Raw genomic sequence first — 23,153 nt, 5'->3', positions numbered from 1 at the left:
GCCTCAGCGCCGCCCCGTTTTTTTATTACGCCAGCAGATCGACCACCAGCGCGCGCAGCGGCGTTTGCGCCTCTATGCAGAGGCTGGCCTCATCACGAATAAAAGCCCCGTCGCCGCAGCCCAGTTCCTCCCGCTCGCCGTTCGCCGTCAGCGCCTGAAAAGCGCCGTGGATCGATTGCAACCAGGCGCGCGAGCCCCGCAGCGGCTGCTGCCAGCGTTCGCCGGGCGCCAGCTGAATATGATGTATCCAGACCTGCTGACGCACCTGCAAACTGCCTTTTTCGCCGTCGGGCGAAGCGATAAGCTGATGCGTCTCCTCCTTCCCCAGCGACATTTGCTGCACCAGCGGATTTTCCCGCGTCGGGCAGGCGTCGAGCCAGAGCTGGATGCGCGTCAGCGGCGCTTCCTTGCTTACGTTCAGCTCGCTGTACGTAACGCCGGGCTGGGTGGCGAGCAGCAGCGCCTCGCCGCTTGCCGCGCGGCTGTAGTTGCCTTCGCTGTCGCGGTATTCCGCTTCGCCCTGTAGGATAAGATTAAGGATATCCACCTGCGGGTAGGTGCGTGGTTGAAAGGCGGCGCCGGGCGCCAGCACTTCCTGATTCAGCACGCGCAGCGACGCGTACCCCAAAAGTTTCGGATCAAAGTAGTGCCCAAAGGAAAATGTATAGCGCGCCTGCAGCCAGCCGTAATCCGCGTGGCCGCACTGTTGCGCGGTGCGTGACATCATCATAGTTATATTACCTCCCATCAGCGCCAGCCTTTACCACCAGCGGGCCGCTCAGGTTTCCATGGTAAATATCTGGACGGCGGATTGTTAGCCAGTTAATCTGCCAGGCATATTCAAAATTACTGACAGAGACGCGCTATGGCAAAAGATAGGGCTTTAACCCTCGAAGCATTACGCGTGATGGATGCTATCGATCGGCGCGGCAGCTTTGCGGCCGCTGCGGATGAACTGGGACGCGTGCCGTCGGCGCTGAGCTACACCATGCAGAAGCTGGAAGAGGAGCTGGATGTGGTGCTGTTCGACCGTTCCGGCCATCGCACCAAATTCACCAACGTGGGACGCATGCTGTTGGAGCGCGGCAGGGTGCTGCTGGAAGCGGCTGATAAGCTGACTACCGACGCGGAAGCGCTGGCGCGCGGCTGGGAAACACACCTGACGATTGTGACCGAAGCATTGGTGCCTACCGAATCGCTTTTCCCGCTGGTGGAAAAACTCTCGGAGAAGGCCAATACGCAAATCTCGCTGATCACCGAAGTGCTGGCGGGCGCGTGGGAGCGGCTGGAGCAGGGGCGCGCCGACATTGTGGTGGCGCCCGATCTGCATTTCCGCGCCTCGACAGAAATCAACACCCGCAAGCTCTACAGCATTATGAGCGTGATTGTCGCCAGCCCGGATCACCCGATCCATCAGGAGCCGGAGCCGCTGTCGGAGGCGACGCGCGTGAAATATCGCGGCATCGCGGTAGCGGATACCGCGCGTGAAAGGCCGGTGCTGACGGTACAACTGCTGGACAAGCAGCAGCGCCTGACGCTGAGCAGTATGGATGATAAGCGGCGTGCACTGCTGGCGGGGCTGGGCGTGGCGAGCATGCCTTATCCGATGGTGGAGCGGGACATTGCCGAAGGGCGTCTGCGCGTCGTCAGCCCGGAAACCACGAGCGAGATCGATATTATCATGGCCTGGCGGCGCGATAGCATGGGCGAGGCGAAAGCCTGGTGCCTGCGTGAGATCCCGCGCCTGCTGGGAAGAAAAGGGTAACCGGCGGTTACCCGCTCTATGCCGTTAAACCGATTCCGGGAAGCGTTCGTCGCGCCCGTGCGGTTCATCCCAGTTTATCGCCGGGCCAAGGGAGATAACGCCGCTGGGATTGATGGTTTTATGGCTGCGATAGTAATGATGGCGAATATGCTCAAGGTTTACCGTTTCGGCGATGCCGGGCATCTGCCAGATGTCGCGCAGGAAGCCGTTCAGGTTTAAGTAATCGCCGATACGCTGCTGGTCGCATTTAAAATGGGTAACGTAAACCGGATCGAAACGCACCAGCGTGGTCCAAAGGCGCAGATCCGCCTCGGTGAGCTGGTTGCCGGCCAGCCAGCGATGCTGGCCGAGGATCTGCTCCAGACGGTTCAGCGACTGGAACAGCGCGGTCGCCGCTTCCTCGTAGGCCGCCTGCGAGGTGGCGAAGCCCGCCTTATAGACGCCGTTATTGACCGTGTCATAGATCCAGCCGTTAAGCTCATCGATTTTTTCACGCAGGGCGACAGGGTAGTAATCGCCGGCGCGCGCGCCCACCGCGTCAAACGCGGAGTTCAGCATGCGAATGATATCGGCGGACTCGTTGCTGACGATCGTCTGCTGCTGCTTATCCCACAGCACCGGAACGGTCACGCGGCCGCTGTACTGCGCATCGGCGTGCTGATAAAGCTGATAGAGAAAATCGTGCTGGTAGAGATCGTCGCCGGTCGCCGCAGGAAAATCGGTGGCGAAGGTCCAGCCGTTTTCCAGCATTAGCGGATGCACCACTGATACAGAAATCATCTGCTCCAGCCCCTTCAACTGACGCATCAGCAGCGTACGGTGCGCCCAGGGACAGGCAAGCGAGACATAGAGATGGTAGCGATCGCGCTCGGCGGGGAAGCCCCCTTTGCCGGTCGGCCCGGCGCTGCCGTCAGCCGTCACCCAGTTACGAAAGGCGGATTCAGATCGCTTAAAGCGGCCGCCGGTCGATTTTGTGTCATACCAGGTATCCTGCCAGACGCCGTCAATCAGTTGTCCCATAACTCCTCCAAAATGAAAGGAGCGAGAATGGAATCATCCTCGCCCTTTTGTTATTGAGTATAGCAACCGCTTACCACTTTTTACCCAGCAGGCGGTCGATGCTGTAAGCGCCTGGCCCGGTGATGCCCAGCAGCAGGAAGCCGCCCGCCATCGTCACGTTTTTCATAAACATAATCGAGTTCACTCCTTCCGCGAAGTTGCTGTGGAACAGGAAGGCCGTCAGCAACGTGAAGAGCGCAGTGAAGAGGGCGGTAAAGCGCGTCAGGAAGCCGAACAGAATCGCCAGGCCGCCGCCGAGCTCCAACAAAATAACCAGCGGCAGGATAAACGCGGGTACGCCCATCGCTTGCATGTACTGCGCCGTGGCGTCATAGCCGCTGATTTTGCCCCAGCCGGAAACGATATAAAGGATCGGCATTAAAATGCGTGCGACCAGCAGACCAGTATCTTCTAATTTTTTCATCATCTTTCCCCAGTGTTGGTTTGCTGCAAACGAAGCGCGTCTGAGCAATTAAATTCAGTGGTAACGGGCTATTAGGCGCCGTGTTTGCTAACTGAGGAGGATAATAGGCGGAGTGCGCAAGATATGTAAGCGAGATAAACTGTCAAAGAAATTCAATAAAGTTGATGGTGGCTGCCCCGCGTTAAACAGGGCAGTCAGAGAGGCGTTAATGCTTTTGCGGCAGGTTGGCTTTTACCAGACGCCAGGTGCTCCAGATGCCGAAGCCGCGCTTGGCCCAGCGCATAAGGAAGTTAGGATTGCGTACCGACCAGACCGCCAGCGCGCTGCTGCCGATGGCGATATAGCTGCGCAGGCTTAACAGCGTCATCCAACCGCGATCGTAGCGGGCGGTTTCCAACAGCCAGTCACGTCGGGCCGCGCTAAGATCGAGGCGCTGCTGGTGAATGGCGATCAACAGATCCGCTTTACGTTGCTCACGGTCAGCACGGTTCATGGATGGCGATCCTCCAGCATCTGACGATCGGAAGCGAGCTCCTTGCGCGTATGATGAAGCAATGTGGATTTGCGTGATTTACGCAACGTCCACAGGCCGAAAATTAGCGCCAGTAGGAAAAGCACGCCGGTCGTGATGCCGATCGCCATCAGGCGGTACTGCGCGTCAACGGCCCAAATCACCAGTACCATCAGGCTCATCAGCCCAAACGCGGTGAACAGCATCGTCAGGCCAGTCATCAACAGCATCTGTATCAGATTCGCCTTTTCCTCTTCCAGCTCGACCACTGCCAGGCGCACACGGGTTTCTACCATGCCAACCAGCGTAGTAACAAGACGCTGTCCGATGTTTATGACCCCTTTGCCCGGGCCTTGGCTTTGCTGAGAATGGGCCATAATTAACGACGCGAAACCAGCATGCCAAGCACCAGACCCACGGCTGCGCCGATGCCGACGCCGTGCCATGGGTTTTCACGCACGTAATCGTCAGCGCGGCCCACCGCTTCACGGGTGGTCTGCGACAGGCGATCGCCGGTTTCGCCCAGGCGCAGGCGCGATTCGTCCAGCGCGGCGCGCGCTTTGCTACGCAGCTTGTCCAGTTCGGATTTCGATTTATCGGTAGAGTGGCTCAGCACCTCTTCCAGCGTATCCGCCAGGTTTTTCAGCTCGGCGCGCAGGTGTTCTGACGTAGTATCTTTTGACATGAAACACTCCTTTATTCTCAGGCAATGTACGCTGTAAATGGATTAGTAGGGCGCTGACTGTAGCGCTTTCAGCTCTTCGCGCTCTTCCTGTAGTTTGCGTTGGCGTTTGGCGATTTTCTCTTTATCGCCATCTTCCTGGGCATCTTTTAAATCCTGTTCACGCTCGGCCACTTCACGCTGCTTAGCCTTGATATTCTCCTGATGCGCCGCCTTCAGCTTTTCATCGCTGCAGTTGGCCTGCACTTCAGTCAGGGCGCGTTCCAGGCCGTTCACCCGGCGTTGATTATCATGTTGTTTGGCAGCCGCGATTTCTTGCTCTATCGTCTTCTCTTTCTGCATACAGAGCGGGCCAGCCGCCTGTACAAAACCTGAAAAAGAAACGAGCGCCAGAAAAAGCGAGGTACGAAATTTCATCTGATAATGACCTTCCATTGTTAAATTCAGCCGCTCCCTGTGAACGGTATCGATGCAGCGATTATAAGGCTGGCAACCATGCCGCTTTATAACCTTTTGTAAGAATAGACACTCTTTAGCGAAAGCTCAAAAAGTGTTGGCGAAGAAGGAATGTTCTGAGGGCGAAAAGGCGCGCCGGCTGAGTGAAATCAGCCAACCGACTGCTGACGCAGCGAAATTTTATTCAGCCAGCCGTTGCCAGTGCCGTTTTCCAGCTGCGCGATATCAAAACCGTGGGGCAGAATTTTATGCAGCGCGCGCTGTGCCGCCTGACTCTGCTCCTGCGATTCAAAACGCAGCACCAGCGAGTCCTGAGCCGGAGTAATGCTTTTTACCTGAATGCCTAAGGCGTTGAGCTGCTGCCAGACGTAAAAACCGTCCGGCAGCGTGACGCCCTGATGAGCGGCGCGGATCAGCAGCGCATTTTCATGACGAAACAGCGCGGGAACGATGGCGAAGGCGAGAATCGCCAGCAGACCGGCCAGCAGCCAGCGCAGCGGCTGGCGCAGAAGAGGTTGCAGCCAGCGCATCATGACTGACCTTTTTGGTTGCTGTTGGCCTGGCGTTTACGCCACAGCACCAGCAGCGATCCGAACAGTCCCACCACCAGCAGCACCAGCGGCAGCAGCATCAGGCAGAACATCAACTCATCTTCATAACGGCGGAAAATAGGCGTTTTGCCCAGCGCAAAGCCCATTACCGTCAAAATCAACACCCACAGAAAGCCGCTCATCCAGTTGAAGAACTGAAAACGGGTATTGCTGAGACCGGAAAGACCGGCGATGGTCGGCAGCAGCGTGCGCACAAAAGCGATAAAGCGGCCGATTAACAGCGCCGAGAGGCCGTGGCGGTGAAACAACTGGTGCGCGCGCTGATGGTACTGCGCGGGCAGGTGCGACAGCCACTTTTGCACCGTAGGCGTATTGCCCAGCCATTTGCCCTGAATATAGCTGACCCAGCAGCCGAGGCTGGCGGCGGTAGTGAGAATAAACAGGGTAAGCGGGAAATTCATCGTGCCTTTCGCGATCAGCACGCCGACTAAAATCAGCAGGCTGTCGCCAGGCAGAAAGGCGGCAGGCAGCAGGCCATTTTCCAGAAACAGGATCATAAACAGCACACCATATATCGCCCAGACCAGCGTCGGATCGGCCAGGGTTTCAAAATCTTGTTGCCATAAGGCTTGCAACAACGCTTTTAAAATATCCATTCAATGTTCCTGAACTTCATTGGTAACGCCGGCTCATCGGTGACTGGCCGGGACAGCGGGCAGGCGGTTTTTGTTTAGTGTAGTCGCCGCTATCACAGGCCGGGTACTTGCTTTCTGCCGGAATGGCGTAAAAAAACGACGCGTTCCTCTTTCCCTCTGCGAAACGGTAAGAAAAGGCGGATAACTGTAACAAAATCCACAGATACGAGACAGGGAAAGTTAGCACAGGATGAGATTTTTACCGTTGAAAATTATTAGCAGAAAGGAGTTTTACACAGGCTGACACTAAAGTAAGTTTACTGACTTTAGACGCTTTGTTAGCCAAAGCGCCTGTTTTTAACGGGAAGAGGTGGGATCGGGTAAAATAACCGGATTTTCAGCGAACATATAGCGATCTACATTAAATTCAAAATCGTCAGTGGTGGCGTTAAACAACATCTGACGCGTATTTTCCAGATGTTGCCACATCGCCAGCTTAGCGGCTGCGGGATCTTTACGAATCAGCGCTTTCAGTATGGCGTCGTGATCGCTGCACCAGCTGCCGATCGAGCGCTCGTCAATATGTTCATGCAGCTTCAGCCAGTAGGGGTTGTGCATACGGTGCAGCCACATCTTTTCGACGATGGCGGCCAGCGCGCTGTTCTGCGTCGCCATGGCGATTTTTACATGGAAGCGCATGTCCCACTCTGAATCGCGGAAGCGATCCTCTTTACGCGCCTGCTCCTGAATCTCCATCAGCTGCACGATATCCTGGCGTGTTACGCGCGTGGCGGCGAACTCCGCCACATTGCTTTCAATCAGCTGGCGCGCCTGCAACAGTTCAAACGGGCCGAAGTTGGCGAACTCCAGCTGGCTGTCGGTGACGACGCGATGACTCTGCTGATTGGAAATCACATGAATGCCGGAGCCTTTGCGCACCTCAACATAGCCTTCCACTTCGAGCATGATGATCGCTTCGCGCACCACGGTGCGGCTAACCTGCATCTCTTCGGCAATCAGGCGTTCGGCAGGCAGTTTATCGCCCACCCGATACTGACCCGCCTCAATGCGGGTTTTTAACTCTGAGGCCAGCTGTTGATAAAGACGACGTGGTTCGCTGATATCCATAGGCAAATCCATAGCAGAGAAATTCTTGAAGTTGTTATACCACTTACCGAACGCCGGGCCAATGGTTGTGGCGTGTGGTCCACAGGAAATGCGAGGGAAGACGCACTTCTGCTGCGCGCAGAGGATAACGTTAAAAGAGAATGCGGGACAGAGGATAAAGAGGGGAAAAGCGTCAGAAAGCAGGCGCGCCTTAACACGCCTGCTGGAGAGTTTAGCTGCGAACCGGCGCGCCGGCGACGGACGCAACCTGCTCCTGCTGTAATTCGGAAACCGGTTTGTTTTTCAGCACCGTCCATATGACCACCGCGCCCAGCAGATCGAACACCGCCAGCGCGGCGAACAACGGGCTGAAGCCCAGCGTGTCGGCCAGCGCCCCGACCACCAGCGCGAACAGGGTGCTGGCGGTCCAGGCCGCCATGCCGGTCAGACCGTTGGCGGTCGCCACCTCATTACGGCCAAAAACATCGGAGGAAAGCGTAATCAGCGAACCGGACAGCGCCTGATGCGCAAAACCGCCGATGCAGAGCAGACCGATCGCCACGTAAGGGCTGGTGAACAGACCGATGGTGCCAGGGCCGATCATCAGCACCGCGCCCATGGTGACCACCAGCTTACGCGAAACGATCAGGTTAACGCCGAAGATACGCTGGAACAGCGGGGGCAGATAGCCGCCGACGATGCAGCCGAGATCGGCGAACAGCATCGGCATCCAGGCGAACATCGCGATCTCTTTCAGGTTAAAGCCATAGACCTTAAACATAAACAGCGGGATCCAGGCGTTAAAAGTGCCCCAGGCTGGCTCGGCGAGAAAGCGCGGCAGGGCGATGCCCCAGAACTGGCGGTTACGCAGGATCTGACCAGCGCTCATTTTCTTGCCGTTGCTGACCTGATGATGCGCTTCCTGACCAGAAAGAATGTAGTCGCGTTCTTCCTCGCTCAGCCTGGTCTGCTTTTTAGGATGTTTATAGAAGATCAGCCAGCAAACCGCCCAAATCATACTGAGGACGCCGGTGATGATAAATGCTATTTCCCAGCTGTGGGCGACGATGGCCCAGACCACCAGCGGCGGCGCGACCATAGCGCCGATAGAGGAGCCGACGTTGAAATAGCCCACGGCGATGGAACGCTCTTTCGCCGGGAACCACTCGCTGCTGGCTTTCAGGCCGGCAGGGATCATCGCGGCTTCCGCCGCGCCGACCGCGCCGCGCGCAATCGCCAGGCCGCCCCAGCTGCCCGCCAGCGCGGTGGCGGCGCAGAAGACCGCCCAAAGGATGGCGAACATCGCATAGCCAATTTTGGTGCCGAGAACATCAAGAACATAACCCGCGACCGGCTGCATGATGGTATAGCAGGCCGAGTAAGCGGCGACGATATAGGAGTATTGTTGGGTGGTAATGTGAAGCTGATCCTGGAGCGTAGGCGCGGCAACGGCAATGGCGTTGCGCGTCAGGTAACCCAGCACGGTACCGATGGTCACCAGACCGATCATATACCAGCGTAGCCCTTTTATTTTACGCATGTCATACCTCTTCCAGTTCTGTATGCGGCCCGTGCCGCTGTTGTTGTTATGCGGGGCTGCCTGCTGACCAAGGCTGACAGAGAGCATCTGTGAACCTGGTGCTGCGAGCGCCCGTTTTTTATTCCTTGCCTTTAAAAAACATTCGTTCAGTAAATTCTGACCGGCAGACGATAACTTGTCATACCGATTTAAAAGTTGAATGCCATCACAAAAACCATTTTTGCGATATGGGATAATAAAAATCACTAAATGTCAGGTTCTTACTGGTTTGCAGGGCGACAGGCAGCAGTATTAGCCAGACAAAGCTGTCTGATATGTGAGCTGTATCGCAAAATAATCGCTGCGCCGCCGCAAATTGGTATGATAACTTTTCGCCATCAGGTGGATGCATCTGCGCCGTTCATGCAAGAGGAGACCGGAATGTCCCGTTTTATGACCGAAGATTTTTTGCTCGACACCGAATTTTCCCGCCGTCTTTACCACGACTACGCGGCCGATCAGCCGATTTTCGATTATCACTGCCACCTGCCGCCGCAGCAGATCGCGGAAAACTATCGTTTTAAAAATCTGTACGACATCTGGCTTAAGGGCGACCACTATAAATGGCGTGCGATGCGCGCGAACGGCGTGCCGGAAGCGCTTTGCACCGGCGACGCCAGCGATCGTGAAAAATTCAACGCCTGGGCACGCACCGTCCCGCATACCATCGGCAACCCGCTTTATCACTGGACGCATCTTGAACTGCGCCGCCCGTTCGGCATCACCGACGTGCTGCTGTCGGAAAAAACCGCCGATCGCATCTGGAACGCGTGCAACGAGCTGCTGGCGCAGGACGCGTTCAGCGCACGCGGCATCATGCAGCAGATGAATGTACGCATGGTGGGCACCACCGACGATCCGATCGACGATTTACAGCACCATCAGCGTTTGGCGCAGGATGCCAGCTTCAGCATTAAGGTGCTGCCGAGCTGGCGTCCCGATAAGGCGTTCAATATCGAGGCGGAAGGGTTCGCGGAGTATATGAACAAGCTTGGCGCGGTAGCGGACGTGGATATTCGTCGCTTCGACGATTTGCGGCGCGCGCTGAGCAAACGGCTCGACCATTTCGCCGCGCACGGCTGTAAGGTTTCCGATCACGCGCTGGATGTCGTGCTGTACGCCGAAGCGGACGACGCCGCGCTGGATCAGATTCTGGCGAACCGGCTTCAGGGCAACGCGCCTTCCGAACATGAAGCTGCGCAGTTTAAAACCGCAGTGCTGGTCTGGCTGGGTGCGGAATACGCCCGACGCGGCTGGGTGCAGCAGTACCATATCGGCGCGCTGCGCAATAACAACCGTCGTCAGCTGCAGCTGCTGGGCCCGGATGTCGGCTTCGACTCCATTAACGACCGCCCACTGGCGGAACCGCTGGCGCGCCTGCTGGACGCGCAGAATCGCGACAACGCGCTGCCGAAAACCATCCTTTACTGCCTGAACCCGCGCGATAACGAAGTACTGGCGACGATGGCGGGCAATTTCCAGGGCGAAGGCGAGCCGGGCAAAATGCAGTTCGGTTCCGCATGGTGGTTTAACGATCAGCTGGACGGCATGCAGCGCCAGATGACCCAGCTGGCGCAGATGGGCCTGTTAAGCCGCTTCGTCGGCATGCTCACCGACAGCCGCAGCTTCCTTTCCTATACCCGTCACGAATATTTCCGTCGGCTGCTCTGCCAGATGATTGGACGCTGGGTAGAGAACGGCGAGGCGCCGGCGGATATCGATCTGCTGGGCAACATGGTGCAGAACATCTGCTTCAATAATGCCCGCGACTATTTCGGCATTGAGCTTTAATCCGAGGAAAATGCATGCAAACCCTTAACCGCGCCGCTTTTCCGGGACCGCAATACCCCACCCGCATTATTCAGTTCGGCGAGGGCAACTTTCTGCGCGCCTTTATCGACTGGCAGATCGATCTGCTCAATGTCCACGGCGGCCTGGATGCGGGCGTCACGGTGATTCGACCGCTTAATCGGCGCGTGGACTATTCGCTCAATCATCAGGACGGGCTTTACACCGCGCTAATCCGTGGCCTGAACGCACAGGGCGAGGTGGTTAGCGAGCCACGGCTGATTCGGTCGGTTAACGAAGAGATCCAGCCCTGGGAGCAATTTGAGCCGTTTATCGCGCTGGCGCGCGATCCGCAGATCCGCTTTATGTTCTCCAACACCACCGAGGCGGGCATCGCTTTCAACGCCGAGGATCGGCCGGACGATCGCCCGACGCGATCTTTCCCCGGCAAGCTGACCCAGCTGCTGTGGGCGCGCTGGCAGCACTTTTCCGGCGCGGCGGATAAAGGCTGGATCCTGCTGCCCTGCGAGCTGATCGATGACAACGGCGATACGCTGCGCGAGATGGTGCTGCGCTATGCGCAGCTCTGGCAGCTGCCGTCAGCCTTTAGCGACTGGATCGTGCAACACAACATCTTCTGCAACACGCTGGTGGATCGCATTGTACCCGGCTATCCGAAAGAGGACGCTGAGGAGATCTTCGCTCAGCTTGGCTACCGCGATCCGCTGCTGGTGGCGGGCGAGGTCTTTTACCAGTTTGTGATTCAGGGGCCGCAGCAGGTCGCCGACGAGCTGCGGCTGAACGCGCTGCCGCTTAATATCCGCCTGGTGGATGACATTAAGCCGTGGAAAGAGCAGAAGGTCGCCATTCTCAACGGCGCGCACACCGCGATGGTGCCGGTCGCCTGGCTTTCCGGCCTGGAGACCGTCGGGGAAGCGATGAATGACGCAGAGATCGCCAGCTTCGTCGACGCTCTGCTGCGTCAGGAGGTGATCCCGACGCTCGATCTGCCGGCGGAAGATCTGCACCGCTTCGCCGATGCGGTGCTGGGGCGCTTCCGCAATCCGTTTATTCGTCATCAGCTCTCTGCCATCGCGCTGAACAGCATGACCAAGTTCCGCACGCGCCTGCTGCCGCAGCTGCTGGCCGGGCATCAGCAAACCGGGCAGTGGCCGACACGCATCACCTTCGCGCTGGCGGCGCTGCTGGCATACTATCGCGGCGAGCGCGACGGCGAGGCCTGGGCGCTACAGGATGACGCGCAGTGGCTGGATCGCTTCGCTACGCTCTGGCCGCAGCAGGCGCAGGGCGCCATCTCGCTGCGACAGCTGGTCGCCGCCGTGCTGAGCGATGCACAACACTGGCAACAGGATCTGAGTCAGCTGCCAGGACTGGTTGACGCCGTTGCCGCACACCTGCAAACCATCACCGCTCAGGGAATGCGGGCGGCTATACCAAAATGAGGAACAGCGGCTATGCAACAGGCAATTAAAATCGCGCCGCGCGACAACGTCGCCGTCGCGCTCAGCGATCTGGATGAGGGCAGCATATTGACGCTTGATGGCGTGATGGTCACGTTGCGTCAGCCGATTGGTCGCGGGCACAAGTTCGCGCTGCGGCCCATTGCGGTCAATGAACATATCATCAAGTACGGACTGCCGATCGGTCACGCCACGCAGACGATTGATGTCGGCGAGCATGTCCATGCCCAGAATGCGCGCACCAACCTCAGCGATCTGGATGAGTATCAGTACCAGCCCGATTTTCTGACATTGCCGCCGCAGGCCGCCGATCGTGACGTACAGATCTATCGTCGGGCCAACGGCGAAGTGGGCATCCGCAATGAGCTGTGGATTCTGCCGACCGTAGGCTGCGTCAATGGCATCGCGCGTCAGATCCTGCAACGCTTTCTGCGTGAAACCAATGACGCCACGGATATCGACGGCGTGCATCTCTTCAGTCATCCGTTCGGCTGTTCGCAGCTGGGGCAGGATCATGAGAATACCCGCACCATGCTGCAAAATATGGTGCGTCACCCTAACGCTGGCGCGGTGCTGGTGATTGGGCTCGGCTGCGAGAACAATCAGGTGGATACCTTCCGTGAAACGCTGGGCGACTATGACAGCGATCGCGTCAGCTTTATGATCTGTCAACAGCAAGAAGATGAGGTCGAAGCGGGGTTGACGCGCCTGCACCAGCTTTATGAGAAAATGCGTCATGACCGGCGCGAGCCGGGACGCCTGAGCGAGCTGAAGTTCGGCCTGGAGTGCGGCGGATCGGACGGCTTCTCCGGCATCACCGCCAATCCGATGCTGGGCCGCTTTTCCGACCGGATGATTGCCAACGGAGGTACCACGGTGCTGACTGAAGTGCCGGAGATGTTCGGCGCCGAGCGTATTCTGATGAGCCGTTGCTGCGATGAGTCTACCTTCGAAAAAACGGTGGAGATGATCAACGATTTCAAACGCTACTTTATCGCCCATCAGCAGCCGATCTATGAAAATCCGTCGCCGGGCAACAAGGCGGGCGGCATTACCACGCTGGAGGAAAAATCGCTGGGCTGCACGCAAAAGGCGGGCCAGAGCCAGGTGGTGGACGTGCTGAAGTATGGTGAGCGGCTGCGTCAGCCGGGCTTAAATCTGCTCAGCGCGCCGGGCAACGATGCGGTGGCGACCAGCGCGCTGGCGGGCGCCGGCTGTCATATGGTGCTGTTCACTACCGGTCGCGGCACGCCCTACGGCGGCTTTGTGCCGACGGTGAAAATCGCCACCAACAGCGAGCTGGCGGAACGCAAGCCGCACTGGATCGATTTTAACGCCGGGCCGCTGGTGCAGGGTATGCCGATGGAGAGCCTGCTGGACAGCTTTGTCGATTACATCGTCGAAGTGGCGAACGGCAAACTGACCAACAACGAACGCAACGATTTCCGCGAGCTGGCGATTTTCAAAAGCGGCGTCACGCTGTAGGCCAAAAAAAGGCGACCCGAAGGTCGCCTGCGCGCCCGCAGCGGGCGTATTGGCCGATCAAAGAAACGTTCTTCCTGACCTCGTATCCCGCGTCGATCTGTCGCGGGACTTTTATTTTCGCGTTAGCCGATATTTTTCGCCGCTTCGCGGCGCTCTTCCGCCTGACAAACCGCCGCGGTAAACAGGATATCGGTAGAGGAGTTCAGCGCGGTTTCCGCCGAGTCCTGCAATACGCCGATAATAAAGCCGACTGCCACCACCTGCATCGCGACATCATTCGGAATGCCGAACATATTGCAGGCCACCGGGATCAGCAGCAGCGAGCCGCCCGCTACGCCGGACGCGCCGCAGGCGCACAGCGAAGCGACCAGGCTAAGCAGCACGGCGGTCGGCACATCGACATGGATGCCCAGCGTATGCACGGCGGCCAACGTCAGCACGGTAATGGTGATGGCGGCGCCCGCCATACTGATGGTCGCGCCCAGCGGAATCGAAACGGAGTAGGTATCTTCATCCAGATTCAGGCGTTTCGCCAGCGCCATATTCACTGGAATATTGGCGGCAGAGCTGCGGGTAAAGAAGGCGGTTACGCCGCTTTCGCGCAGGCAGGTAAACACCAGCGGATAAGGGTTGCGGCGGATCTGCCACCAGACCAGAATCGGGTTGAATACCAGCGCCATCAGCAGCATACAGCCGATCAGCAGCGTAAGCAGATGAGCGTAGTTCCACAGTGCCGAGAAGCCGGTTGACGCCAGAATCGACGCCACCAGACCGAAAATGCCCAGCGGCGCGCAGCGGATCACCATACGCACCACCCAGGTTACCGCTTCAGAGGCATCGTTCAGCAGCTGACGCGTAGTGTCGCTACTGTGGCGGAAGGCGATGCCCAGACCGATCGCCCAGACCAGAATGCCGATATAGTTGGCGTTCATCAGCGCGTCGATTGGGTTCGCCACCATGCTCATCAGCAGACCGTGCAGCACCTCGATAATGCCGGAGGGCGGCGTGATATCAGTCTGCGCCGCCTTCAGCGTCAGCGTTTGCGGCCAGAGATGACTGCACACCACCGCCACCACGGCGGCGAAAAAGGTGCTCAGCAGATAGAGCGCGATGATCGGGCGAATATTGCTTTTCTGCCCCTGCTTATGGTTGGCAATCGAGGCGATCACCAGCACCAGCACCAGCAGCGGCGCCACCGCCTTCAGCGCGCTGACGAACAGCGAACCCAGCAGGCCGACGGCCAGCGCCGTCTCTTTAGAGAACCAGGCAAGGGCGATGCCCGCCGCCAGGCCGATCATGATTTGTTTTACCAGACTGCCGCCAAACAGGCGCGCAATCAGCGTGGAGGAGCTTTTTACCATCGTCAGAACCAGTCTTTGTTATCGTTACCGAGGCCGCCTCGCGAGACGACAAAACGGCATGTGTGTTTGCCGGGGGAGTATAAGGAAATGCGATGGCAGGAAAAGCAGAAATTCTTGCTTTCCGCGCTGGATCATCTTTTTTTATTTCTGTGTAACCGAACTGTGATAGTGATTACATTTAATACACCGGTTTAATACAACATTATGAGCGGGGCGCAGCGCGCCCGCGGCATATTATTTTGTCAGCTGTTTACGATCATTTTTTCGGTTAACCAGGGCGTTGATTAGCAGCGTCAGGCCAAGAATGGTGCCGACTACGCTCAGCGAAACCGAGACGGGGATATGCCAGATATCCACGATCAGCATCTTGATGCCGATAAACACCAGCACAATCGCCAGGCCATATTTCAGCATCGAGAAACGCTCCGCCACGCCTGACAGCAGGAAATACATGGCGCGCAGGCCGAGAATGGCGAACAGGTTCGAAGTCAGCACGATAAAGGGATCGGTGGTGACGGCGAAGATCGCCGGAATGCTGTCGACGGCGAAGATTACGTCGCTCAGCTCAACCATAATCAGCACCAGCAGCAGCGGCGTGGCGTACAGCAGCCCGTTGCGACGCACAAAGAACTTTTCGCCTTCGATATTATCGGTCATGCGCAGATGGCTGCGCAGCCAGCGCACAACCGGCTTATCGCCTACCGAGTTTTCATCATCCTCTTTGCTGAAGGCCATCTTAATGCCGGTCAGCAGCAGGAAGGCGCCAAACAGGTAGAGGATCCAGCTGAATTGCGTCACCAGCCAGCTGCCGGCGAAGATCATAATGGTGCGCAACACGATAGCACCCAGCACGCCGTAGATCAGCACGCGGCGCTGGTAGGCGGGCGGGACGGCGAAATAGCCGAACAGCATCAGCCAGACGAACACGTTATCTACCGCCAGCGCCTTTTCCAGCACGTAGCCGGTTAAAAACGCCATGGTTTGCGTATTCGCCATTTCACGGCCGGCGGAGCCGTCGAGATACCACCAGAACGCGGCGGCGAAAAGCAGCGAAACGGAGACCCAGACCAGCGACCAGGCGGCGGCCTGTTTAAGCGTCATGGTTTGCGCGCCGCGCCGCCCCTGTAAAAAGAGATCGATCGCCAGCATGAGCAGTACGACAACGGAAAAGCTGCCCCAAAGTAATGGAGTACCAACGGTTTGCATAAACATATCCTGTCAATAAACAAAAAACGGCCAACGTCGGAAGACGCCAGCCGCTCTGTTTGCTGCAAGCAAAGCCTCGCCTTCCGGCAAGGTCTCACTTACAACCAGAATCACATTCCGGATTGCCCGATGACCGGATGCGTAACGCATCGTAGTGACGATCGATCGGCTTACAAGTTACTCCCCTTTGCTGAGGCAAAAGATAGTAGGGCGCGCCTAAATAAGCAACGACGGAAAGACATATTTAGAAATATTTACACACGCTTTATGGTGTTTCCCGGTCGGCCGGGAAAACCACGCCGGTTTGCCGCCGGATCTCCGTCAGCCAGCGCGCGGTGCTGAGCGACAGCGCCAGTCCGGGATGCTCGACCTGGCGCTGTGAGACCAGCTCAACAAAGTGCTGCGCTTCATAACGCATCGTGTTGCTGTGCTGCGGCTGCGTCAGATCCTGCGGCTGACCGCCGCGCGGCATAAATACGACGCGCTGGCTTTCAGAAAGCTTTTCAATCACCAGCGATCCCTCTTCGCCCTGAATTTCACTGGGGATATGGGAGTCGCTGACCTTGGAGTGCAGCAGCGTCACGTCGAAATCACCGTAGTCCATGATCACCGAACCGTGCCCGTCAACGCCGCTCTCCAGCAGCGTCGCCTGCGCCTGAACACGCAGCGGATCGCCCCAGAGCGCCAGCGCGCTGGCGAGGCTGTAGTAGCCGATATCCATAATCGACCCGTTGGACCAGCGCGGTTCAAAGGTGTTGGGTCGTTCGCCGTTGAGGTAGCGCGGGTAACGGGATGAATACTGGCAGTAGTTGAACAGCGCTTTGCGCAGCCTGCCGATTTGCGGCAGCGCCTGACGCAGCGCCAGGAAATTGGGCAGGCTGGCAGTTTTAAAGGCTTCAAACAGCACCACGCCGTTTTCGCGCGCGCAGGCGATCATCTGTTCCGCTTCGTGCAGGTTGGAGGCCAGCGGCTTTTCGCAGATCACATGCTTTTTATGGCGTAAAAACAGCAGCGCCTGTTCGCAGTGCAGGGCGTTAGGGCTGGCGAGATAGACGGCGTCAATTTCATCGGAAGCGGCCATCTGTTCCAGCGAAAGAAACAGATGCGCGACGCCGTAATCCTTGTTAAAAGCCTGCGCCTGCTCCAGCGTGCGCGAGTAAACCGCCGTCAGCGTCATGGCGCCGGTTTGCTGCGCGGCCTCGACAAACTGCCGGGTAATCCAGTTAGTGCCTACAATAGCGAAGCGAATCATAAGTCAGTCAGGCTCCTGATCCTTAGCGAAGAGATGCAGAGTAACATGTGCGGCGGTTCGTGCAATGACAACACCGCGCAGGCGATTTGATCCTGCGATCCGCCTTCCAATATGATGGTGCTTCGCCTGAATTCAGGGAACCGCAACAGAAGGATGCGATGTGAGCAGCAGTAAACATGTACTGAACTGGACCAGCATTATGGTCGCGATCCCGGTCGGCTGTGCGGCATCGCTGGTGACGCTGGGCTTTCGACACCTGATAGCGCTGATCAACCAACTGCTGTTTCACAGTGACCGCGACATTACCGTGGCGATAACCGCCTGGCCCTGGTTTTTCTGGCCGTTGCTGGTCGGCGCAGGTGGAGTGATCGCAGGTTTTTTTCTGCGCTATGCCACCTCGCTGGAGCGCCAGCAAACCAGCAAGACTGACTATCTCGACGTGATTAACGCGCGTCTCGACGTCGTGCCGACTAAAACCTCGCTGTTCCGCGCGCTATCATCCATCGCCAGCATCGGCAGCGGCGCGTCGGTGGGGAAAGAGGGGCCGATGGTGCAGCTTTCCGCGCTCTGCGGCAGCCTGATGGGGCGCTTCTGCTTTAAATGCACCACGCTCAGCAACAGCGAGATCGTCGCCATGGCCGCCGCCGCCGGGCTGGCGTCGGTTTACCACGCGCCGCTCGCCTCGGCGATTTTCGTCGCGGAAATCGCCTTCGGCATTACTGCGCTGCAACGGTTGATTCCGCTGATTATCGCGGCGGCGACGGCGGTAATGACCATGTGGTCGCTCGGCTACCGCAACGCGCTTTACCCCTTTGCCGAGGTACAGTTTCAACTCAGCCCGACCACACTGCTGCTGACTGTGGCGATCGGCCTGCTGGCCGGCCTGCTGGGCTGGGCGATGCTTACGCTGATCGGCCGCAGCAGGCAACTCTTTGCAAAAGTAAAAAGCCTGCCGCTGCGCCTGGGGCTGGGCGGCGTGCTGGTGGGCGCGCTGGCGATCGTCTCCACCGATATTCTCGGCAACGGCTATGAAGTGATCGTCAATATTATGGCGGGACGCTATCTGCTGCCCGCGCTGGCGCTGCTGCTGCTGTTGAAAATGGCGGCCACGGCGCTGTCGGTGGGATCGAATGCGGTCGGCGGGCTGTTTACGCCTTCGCTGCTGGTGGGCGCGCTGCTGGGCGTGATCCTCGCCACGCTGGCGCTACAGGCGGGGCTGCCGATTGGCAACGCGCTGCTGTTTGCCGTGGTCGGCATGGCTGCGATGCTGGCGGCGGTCAGCCAGGCGCCGCTGATGGCGATGCTGATGGTGCTGGAAATGACGCTGAACAGCAGCCTGCTGTTTCCGGTGATGATCGCCAGCGTGCTGGCGGCGATGCTCGCCTGGCGTTTACAGGCCGCCAGTACCTATCCGGTGGTGACGCAGCATTTTAACCGCGCCGACGCCAAGCTCGATTTTGATAATGGCGTTATCGAGCAGTTTATCGTGCCCGGCGCGGCGTTGCAGCCGCATGAGTCGGTTGGCCGCGCGCTGGCGGTCAGCTCGCTGAAGAAGGAGCGCTATGTTTACGTGATCAACGATCTGGGCCACTTTCTCGGCGCGGTGTCGATTCACGATATCTCGCGTAAGATCCTCGATCGCGAGCTGACGCTCGATTCGCCGGTAATTTTGGTAATGGACGGCCAGTTTCCCTGCGTGTTCCGCAATCAGACCATTCGCGAGGGATGGGAGGCGTTCGCGCAGGTCACGCTGGAGCGCCTGCCGGTGCTGAATAATCCGCAGGATCGTAAATACCTCGGCGCGTTGACCAAAACCAGCCTGATAAGAAAGGCGAAAGATTTTATCTGACTTAACCGGCGTTGCCTTGTAGCGCCTGGTGCGTCAGCCACAGCCGGGTGTCGAACTCCAGCTGATGATAATCCGGCTCCATATGGCAGCAGAGCTGGTAAAACGCCTTGTTATGATCCTTTTCTTTAATATGCGCCAGCTCATGCACCACGATCATGCGCAAAAACGCTTCCGGCGCCTGACGGAACAGGCTGGCGACGCGGATCTCCGCTCTCGCTTTCAGCTTGCCGCCCTGAATCTGCGACACGGCGGTATGCAGGCCGAGCGCATGTTTTATCACGCGGATTTTGCTGTCGTAGATCACCTTATTCAGCGGCGCCGCGTTGCGTAAATAACGGTTTTTCAGCGCCAGCGTATAGTCGTACAGCGCTTTATCGCTGGTGACGTTGTGCATATCGGGGTAGCGTTTTTCCAGCACCTCGCCGAGGCGCTGTTGATCGATAAGGGTCTGCACCTGGCGCAGCAGCGTGTCAGGATAGCCCTGAAGATAAATTAACGATGACATGACGCGACTCGAATAAAAAGGCAGTATACTGCGCCCCCGCTTTCGGGGCGAAAAGATGCGCAATAGTACCACGCCGAGGAATCCATGAGCCAACCAGAACTGAGCCAACGCACCCTGACCTTACACCGCTTCCCGCGCATGCAGGAAGAAAACCCGCTGCAGGCGTGGGACGCGGCGGATGAATATCTGTTGCAGCAGGCGCTGCCTGCGCCGGAGCAAGGGCCGCTGCTGGTATTCAACGACAGCTTCGGCGCGCTCGCCTGTACGCTGGATCGCCCGCTGTACAGTATCAGCGACTCATGGATTAGCCAGCAGGCGACGCGGCAAAACCTGCGCGACAACGAGCTGGATGAAGATCGCGTGGTGCTGCTCGACAGCCTGGCGCCGCTGCCCGCCGCGCCCGCCTGCGTGCTGATTAAGATACCGCGCACGCTGGCGCTGCTGGAGCATCAGCTGCGTCAATTGCGCGATGTGGTGACGCCGGAGACGGTAATAATCGCCGGCGCGCGCGCGAAGGATATCCATACGTCTACGCTGCAACTGTTCGAACGCATCCTCGGCCCGACGAAAACCTCGCTGGCGTGGAAAAAAGCGCGGCTGGTTTACAGCACTTACGCCGCCCCGACGCTGAAGCCTCAGCCGGAGACCCTGAGCTGGCCGCTGGACGACACGCCGTATCAGATCCATAACCACGCTAACGTCTTTTCACGCAGCGGACTGGATATCGGCGCGCGCTTTTTTATGCAGCATCTGCCTGATAACATCAACGGCGAAATCGTCGATCTCGGCTGCGGCAACGGCGTGATTGGCCTGATGGCGCTGGAGATGAACCCGCAGGCGGAGGTACATTTCTTTGACGAGTCCTGGATGGCGGTCGCCTCCAGCCGGATGAACGTAGAGATTAACCGGCCGCAGGATATGGCGCGCAGCCATTTTCAGGTGGGCAATGCGCTGAGCGGCTTTCCGGCCGACCGTCTGCATGCCGTGCTGTGCAACCCGCCGTTTCATCAGCAGAGCGCGGTCACCGATCATATCGCCTGGCAGATGTTCCGCGATGCGCGCCGCTGCCTGCAATATGGCGGCGAACTGCGCATCGTCGGCAACCGCCATCTCGATTATTACCGCAAAATGAAGAAGCTGTTCGGCAACTGCACGCTGATCGCCTCCAACAAAAAGTTTGTGGTGCTGCGATCCGTTAAGCTGCGCTGATGTGCTGATGTGCTGATGTGCTGATGTGCTGATGTGCTGATGTGCTGATGTGCTGAAGTGCTGAAGTGCTGAAGTGCTGAAGTGCTGATGCGGCAGCCCGTCGACCGGTTGATCGGCGTGCCGCCTACAGCGCCAGCGCCAGCCGGGTGCCCTGCGCGATAGCGCGGCGCGCATCCAGCTCCAGCGCGACGTCCGCGCCGCCGATAATATGCACTGGCTTGCCTGACGCTTCCAGCGGCGCGGCCAGCGCCCGGTTTGGCTCCTGTCCGGCGCAGATAATGACCTGATCCACCGGCAGCGTTATCGCATGGCCGTCGCGCAGTAAATGCAGCCCTTCGTCGTCGATACGCTGATACTGCACGCCTCCCCACATCTCCACGCCGCGCGCCAGCAGGCTGTTCCGATGAATCCAGCCGGTAGTTTTCCCCAGCCCGGCGCCCGGTTTTCCCGCCTTGCGCTGCAACAGCCAGATCTGACGTAGGCTCGGCTGCGGCTGCGCGCGCGTCAGGCCGCCCCGCTGTTGCAGCGTCCGATCGATGCCCCATTCGCGGCAGAAGTCGGCGCTCTCCAGGCTGTCGGCGCGGTCGCTGTGGCTGAGGAAGCTGGCGGTATCAAAGCCGATGCCGCCCGCGCCGATAATGGCGACGCGCTGGCCGACCGGTTTTTTATCGCGCAACACATCCAGATAGCTCAGCACCTTAGGGTGATCGACGCCTTCGATCGCCGGCAGGCGCGGCACAATGCCGGTTGCCAGCACGATCTCGTCAAAATCGCGCAGCATACCTGCGTCGGCGCGGCAGTTCAGCCGTACGTCGACGTGCAATAGCGCGAGCTGGGTGCGGTAGTAGCGTAGGGTTTCGTTGAACTCCTCTTTGCCGGGGATCTGGCGCGCCACGTTAAACTGGCCGCCGATGTCTGCGGCGGCGTCAAACAGCGTGACGCGATGGCCGCGCTGCGTGGCGTTGACGGCGAATGCCAGCCCGGCGGGCCCAGCGCCCACTACCGCAATACTTTTCCGCACCGCAGCAGGCGACTCCGGCATCAGAGTTTCATGGCAGGCGCGCGGGTTCACCAGGCAGGAGGTGACTTTGCCGGCAAAAATCTGGTCGAGACAGGCCTGATTGCAGCCGATGCAGGTATTAATTTCAGCGGCCCGGCCCGCCTGCGCCTTACTGACAAAGGCGCCGTCCGCCAGAAAAGGACGCGCCATCGAGATCATATCTGCGCAGCCGTCATCCAGCAGACGTTGCGCCACCTCCGGCTGGTTGATGCGGTTAGTGGCGATCAACGGCAGCGTCACATGCTGGCGCAGCGTGCGCGTGACCCAGCCGAACGCGGCGCGCGGCACCGAGGTGGCGATAGTGGGAATGCGCGCCTCGTGCCAGCCGATGCCGGTATTGATCAGCGTGGCGCCTGCCGCTTCGATCGCCTGCGCCAGTTGAATGGTCTCCTCCAGCGTATTGCCCTCCGGCACCAGATCGAGCATCGACTGGCGGTAGATAAGAATAAAATGGGGACCGGTCGCCGCGCGCACCGCCTCGACGATCGCCAGCGCAAAGCGCATCCGACGGGTAAAATCGCCGCCCCATTCATCGCTGCGCTGGTTGGTGCGCGCCGTGAGGAACTGATTGATTAGATAGCCTTCGGAACCCATGATTTCCACGCCGTCATAGCCCGCCTGCTGCGCCAGCGACGCGCAGCGGGCGAAATCGGCAATCAGCTGGACTATCGCCTCATGCGTCAGCGCCTGCGGCGTAAAGGGATTAATCGGCGCCTGTAGCGGCGAGGGCGCGACCAGTGCAGGCTGATAGCTGTAGCGTCCGGCGTGCAGGATCTGCAGCGCGATCTTACCGCCGTGCTGGTGAACCGCATCGGTCACAATGCGATGATGGGGCAGCTGTGCTTCACTGTTCAGCACCGAGCCGCCCGCTGTCACCACGCCTTCCGGCGAAGGGGCGATGCCGCCGGTGACAATCAGCGCCACGCCGTTTGCGGCGCGCTCGGCGTAAAAGGCCGCCAGCCGCTCCGGCCCGTCGGGCCGCTCCTCCAGACCGGTATGCATCGAGCCCATCAGCACGCGATTCTTAAGCTGGATAAAGCCAAGATCGAGCGGATCAAAAAGCGAAGGCGTGATCGACATAGGCTGCTCACCTGAATGTTAATCTTTTGTTGGTGGTCGGATGAGTTGACTGTAGCGATCGCGTACAGAAAGGAAAGCGGTGGAGCGTCAGGCTGTGAGATATATCAA

22 protein-coding genes are annotated in these 23,153 nt (G+C 58.6%); 6 read left to right on the top strand and 16 right to left on the bottom strand.

The window, feature by feature from the left end; all coding sequences use genetic code 11:
• Window positions 1-25 precede the first annotated feature (25 nt).
• Window positions 26-730: a pirin family protein gene (locus C2E16_RS18245; protein WP_038623983.1), complete on the bottom strand. Its 705-nt coding sequence runs from the start codon at window positions 728-730 to the stop codon at window positions 26-28.
• Between the two features lie 135 nt (window positions 731-865).
• On the opposite strand from C2E16_RS18245, the gene C2E16_RS18240 reads away from it, so the two are divergent.
• Complete coding sequence (locus tag C2E16_RS18240; RefSeq protein WP_038623985.1) at window positions 866-1,765, top strand: LysR family transcriptional regulator; 900 nt, start codon at window positions 866-868, stop codon at window positions 1,763-1,765.
• Window positions 1,766-1,789: 24 nt separating this feature from the next.
• Here the strand turns inward: C2E16_RS18240 and C2E16_RS18235 are convergent, their stop codons facing one another.
• The 10 genes from C2E16_RS18235 to C2E16_RS18190 form a co-directional block, all read right to left on the bottom strand.
• Entirely contained in the window at window positions 1,790-2,785 is a 996-nt protein-coding gene (locus C2E16_RS18235; protein WP_038623987.1) for a glutathione S-transferase family protein, read from the bottom strand.
• Window positions 2,786-2,855: 70 nt separating this feature from the next.
• On the bottom strand, window positions 2,856-3,248 hold the full coding sequence (locus C2E16_RS18230) for a DoxX family protein (protein WP_038629862.1): 393 nt from the start codon (window positions 3,246-3,248) through the stop codon (window positions 2,856-2,858).
• 205 nt (window positions 3,249-3,453) lie between these two features.
• Complete coding sequence (locus tag C2E16_RS18225) at window positions 3,454-3,741, bottom strand: YqjK-like family protein (RefSeq protein WP_038623989.1); 288 nt, start codon at window positions 3,739-3,741, stop codon at window positions 3,454-3,456.
• On the bottom strand, window positions 3,738-4,136 hold the full coding sequence (locus C2E16_RS18220; RefSeq protein WP_174705323.1) for a phage holin family protein: 399 nt from the start codon (window positions 4,134-4,136) through the stop codon (window positions 3,738-3,740). Before C2E16_RS18220 ends, C2E16_RS18225 begins: the two co-directional genes overlap by 4 nt.
• Before the next feature lie 2 nt (window positions 4,137-4,138).
• Window positions 4,139-4,444: a DUF883 family protein gene (locus tag C2E16_RS18215; RefSeq protein WP_038623991.1), complete on the bottom strand. Its 306-nt coding sequence runs from the start codon at window positions 4,442-4,444 to the stop codon at window positions 4,139-4,141.
• 42 nt (window positions 4,445-4,486) lie between these two features.
• Window positions 4,487-4,858 carry a DUF1090 domain-containing protein gene (locus C2E16_RS18210; RefSeq protein WP_144380538.1) on the bottom strand — a complete coding sequence of 124 codons (372 nt, stop codon included), beginning with the start codon at window positions 4,856-4,858 and terminating at the stop codon, window positions 4,487-4,489.
• A gap of 188 nt (window positions 4,859-5,046) precedes the next feature.
• Window positions 5,047-5,427, bottom strand: a complete 381-nt coding sequence (gene mzrA / locus C2E16_RS18205) for an EnvZ/OmpR regulon moderator MzrA (RefSeq protein ID WP_038629865.1) — start codon at window positions 5,425-5,427, stop codon at window positions 5,047-5,049.
• Complete coding sequence (locus tag C2E16_RS18200) at window positions 5,427-6,104, bottom strand: DedA family protein (RefSeq protein ID WP_038623995.1); 678 nt, start codon at window positions 6,102-6,104, stop codon at window positions 5,427-5,429. The genes mzrA and C2E16_RS18200 overlap by 1 nt, the downstream gene beginning before the upstream one ends.
• Before the next feature lie 336 nt (window positions 6,105-6,440).
• Window positions 6,441-7,211, bottom strand: a complete 771-nt coding sequence (exuR, locus tag C2E16_RS18195; protein WP_038623997.1) for a transcriptional regulator ExuR — start codon at window positions 7,209-7,211, stop codon at window positions 6,441-6,443.
• Window positions 7,212-7,422: 211 nt separating this feature from the next.
• Window positions 7,423-8,730: an MFS transporter gene (locus tag C2E16_RS18190; protein ID WP_104951642.1), complete on the bottom strand. Its 1,308-nt coding sequence runs from the start codon at window positions 8,728-8,730 to the stop codon at window positions 7,423-7,425.
• Window positions 8,731-9,150: 420 nt separating this feature from the next.
• Between C2E16_RS18190 and uxaC the strand changes: the two genes are divergently transcribed.
• The 3 genes from uxaC to C2E16_RS18175 are packed head-to-tail and all read left to right on the top strand — an operon-like array spanning window position 9,151 to window position 13,523.
• Complete coding sequence (gene uxaC / locus C2E16_RS18185; protein WP_084970631.1) at window positions 9,151-10,560, top strand: glucuronate isomerase; 1,410 nt, start codon at window positions 9,151-9,153, stop codon at window positions 10,558-10,560.
• Between the two features lie 14 nt (window positions 10,561-10,574).
• Window positions 10,575-12,020 (top strand): tagaturonate reductase, encoded by a 1,446-nt coding sequence (locus C2E16_RS18180; protein ID WP_084970632.1) that lies wholly within the window; start codon window positions 10,575-10,577, stop codon window positions 12,018-12,020.
• Window positions 12,021-12,032: 12 nt separating this feature from the next.
• A complete protein-coding gene (locus tag C2E16_RS18175) occupies window positions 12,033-13,523 on the top strand; it encodes a UxaA family hydrolase (protein ID WP_084970634.1) in 1,491 nt (496 codons plus the stop codon).
• Between the two features lie 122 nt (window positions 13,524-13,645).
• Here C2E16_RS18175 and sstT read toward each other — a convergent pair whose 3' ends face one another.
• The 3 genes from sstT to C2E16_RS18160 form a co-directional block, all read right to left on the bottom strand.
• Complete coding sequence (gene sstT / locus C2E16_RS18170) at window positions 13,646-14,884, bottom strand: serine/threonine transporter SstT (protein WP_084970635.1); 1,239 nt, start codon at window positions 14,882-14,884, stop codon at window positions 13,646-13,648.
• Between the two features lie 234 nt (window positions 14,885-15,118).
• On the bottom strand, window positions 15,119-16,090 hold the full coding sequence (locus tag C2E16_RS18165; RefSeq protein WP_038624007.1) for a TerC family protein: 972 nt from the start codon (window positions 16,088-16,090) through the stop codon (window positions 15,119-15,121).
• A gap of 265 nt (window positions 16,091-16,355) precedes the next feature.
• Window positions 16,356-17,342, bottom strand: a complete 987-nt coding sequence (locus tag C2E16_RS18160) for a Gfo/Idh/MocA family protein (RefSeq protein WP_084970636.1) — start codon at window positions 17,340-17,342, stop codon at window positions 16,356-16,358.
• Window positions 17,343-17,502: 160 nt separating this feature from the next.
• Here C2E16_RS18160 and C2E16_RS18155 point away from each other — a divergent pair, with 160 nt between their 5' ends.
• Window positions 17,503-19,191, top strand: coding sequence for a chloride channel protein (locus C2E16_RS18155; RefSeq protein WP_038624011.1), 1,689 nt, complete (start codon window positions 17,503-17,505; stop codon window positions 19,189-19,191).
• A 1-nt stretch (window position 19,192) separates the two neighbouring features.
• Here the strand turns inward: C2E16_RS18155 and C2E16_RS18150 are convergent, their stop codons facing one another.
• Window positions 19,193-19,696 carry a M48 family metallopeptidase gene (locus tag C2E16_RS18150; RefSeq protein WP_038624013.1) on the bottom strand — a complete coding sequence of 168 codons (504 nt, stop codon included), beginning with the start codon at window positions 19,694-19,696 and terminating at the stop codon, window positions 19,193-19,195.
• A gap of 84 nt (window positions 19,697-19,780) precedes the next feature.
• Between C2E16_RS18150 and rlmG the strand changes: the two genes are divergently transcribed.
• Window positions 19,781-20,905, top strand: a complete 1,125-nt coding sequence (gene rlmG / locus C2E16_RS18145) for a 23S rRNA (guanine(1835)-N(2))-methyltransferase RlmG (protein ID WP_038624015.1) — start codon at window positions 19,781-19,783, stop codon at window positions 20,903-20,905.
• Between the two features lie 124 nt (window positions 20,906-21,029).
• On the opposite strand, the gene C2E16_RS18140 is transcribed toward rlmG, so the two are convergent.
• Window positions 21,030-23,045 carry an NADPH-dependent 2,4-dienoyl-CoA reductase gene (locus tag C2E16_RS18140; RefSeq protein WP_104951594.1) on the bottom strand — a complete coding sequence of 672 codons (2,016 nt, stop codon included), beginning with the start codon at window positions 23,043-23,045 and terminating at the stop codon, window positions 21,030-21,032.
• Between the last annotated feature and the right edge of the window lie 108 nt (window positions 23,046-23,153).

It is taken from the genome of Mixta calida, assembly GCF_002953215.1.
Classification (GTDB): domain Bacteria; phylum Pseudomonadota; class Gammaproteobacteria; order Enterobacterales; family Enterobacteriaceae; genus Mixta; species Mixta calida.
The sequence above is the reverse complement of the archived record's forward strand: the minus strand, read 5'-3'. Positions and strand labels throughout refer to the sequence as shown.

Coding starts and splice junctions, on each gene's coding strand:
- C2E16_RS18245 (WP_038623983.1), bottom strand. CDS start 730: ATGATGATGTCACGCACCGCGCAACAGTGCGGCCACGCGGATTACGGC.
- C2E16_RS18240 (WP_038623985.1), top strand. CDS start 866: ATGGCAAAAGATAGGGCTTTAACCCTCGAAGCATTACGCGTGATGGAT.
- C2E16_RS18235 (WP_038623987.1), bottom strand. CDS start 2,785: ATGGGACAACTGATTGACGGCGTCTGGCAGGATACCTGGTATGACACA.
- C2E16_RS18230 (WP_038629862.1), bottom strand. CDS start 3,248: ATGAAAAAATTAGAAGATACTGGTCTGCTGGTCGCACGCATTTTAATG.
- C2E16_RS18225 (WP_038623989.1), bottom strand. CDS start 3,741: ATGAACCGTGCTGACCGTGAGCAACGTAAAGCGGATCTGTTGATCGCC.
- C2E16_RS18220 (WP_174705323.1), bottom strand. CDS start 4,136: ATGGCCCATTCTCAGCAAAGCCAAGGCCCGGGCAAAGGGGTCATAAAC.
- C2E16_RS18215 (WP_038623991.1), bottom strand. CDS start 4,444: ATGTCAAAAGATACTACGTCAGAACACCTGCGCGCCGAGCTGAAAAAC.
- C2E16_RS18210 (WP_144380538.1), bottom strand. CDS start 4,858: ATGAAATTTCGTACCTCGCTTTTTCTGGCGCTCGTTTCTTTTTCAGGT.
- mzrA (WP_038629865.1), bottom strand. CDS start 5,427: ATGCGCTGGCTGCAACCTCTTCTGCGCCAGCCGCTGCGCTGGCTGCTG.
- C2E16_RS18200 (WP_038623995.1), bottom strand. CDS start 6,104: ATGGATATTTTAAAAGCGTTGTTGCAAGCCTTATGGCAACAAGATTTT.
- exuR (WP_038623997.1), bottom strand. CDS start 7,211: ATGGATATCAGCGAACCACGTCGTCTTTATCAACAGCTGGCCTCAGAG.
- C2E16_RS18190 (WP_104951642.1), bottom strand. CDS start 8,730: ATGCGTAAAATAAAAGGGCTACGCTGGTATATGATCGGTCTGGTGACC.
- uxaC (WP_084970631.1), top strand. CDS start 9,151: ATGTCCCGTTTTATGACCGAAGATTTTTTGCTCGACACCGAATTTTCC.
- C2E16_RS18180 (WP_084970632.1), top strand. CDS start 10,575: ATGCAAACCCTTAACCGCGCCGCTTTTCCGGGACCGCAATACCCCACC.
- C2E16_RS18175 (WP_084970634.1), top strand. CDS start 12,033: ATGCAACAGGCAATTAAAATCGCGCCGCGCGACAACGTCGCCGTCGCG.
- sstT (WP_084970635.1), bottom strand. CDS start 14,884: ATGGTAAAAAGCTCCTCCACGCTGATTGCGCGCCTGTTTGGCGGCAGT.
- C2E16_RS18165 (WP_038624007.1), bottom strand. CDS start 16,090: ATGCAAACCGTTGGTACTCCATTACTTTGGGGCAGCTTTTCCGTTGTC.
- C2E16_RS18160 (WP_084970636.1), bottom strand. CDS start 17,342: ATGATTCGCTTCGCTATTGTAGGCACTAACTGGATTACCCGGCAGTTT.
- C2E16_RS18150 (WP_038624013.1), bottom strand. CDS start 19,696: ATGTCATCGTTAATTTATCTTCAGGGCTATCCTGACACGCTGCTGCGC.
- rlmG (WP_038624015.1), top strand. CDS start 19,781: ATGAGCCAACCAGAACTGAGCCAACGCACCCTGACCTTACACCGCTTC.
- C2E16_RS18140 (WP_104951594.1), bottom strand. CDS start 23,045: ATGTCGATCACGCCTTCGCTTTTTGATCCGCTCGATCTTGGCTTTATC.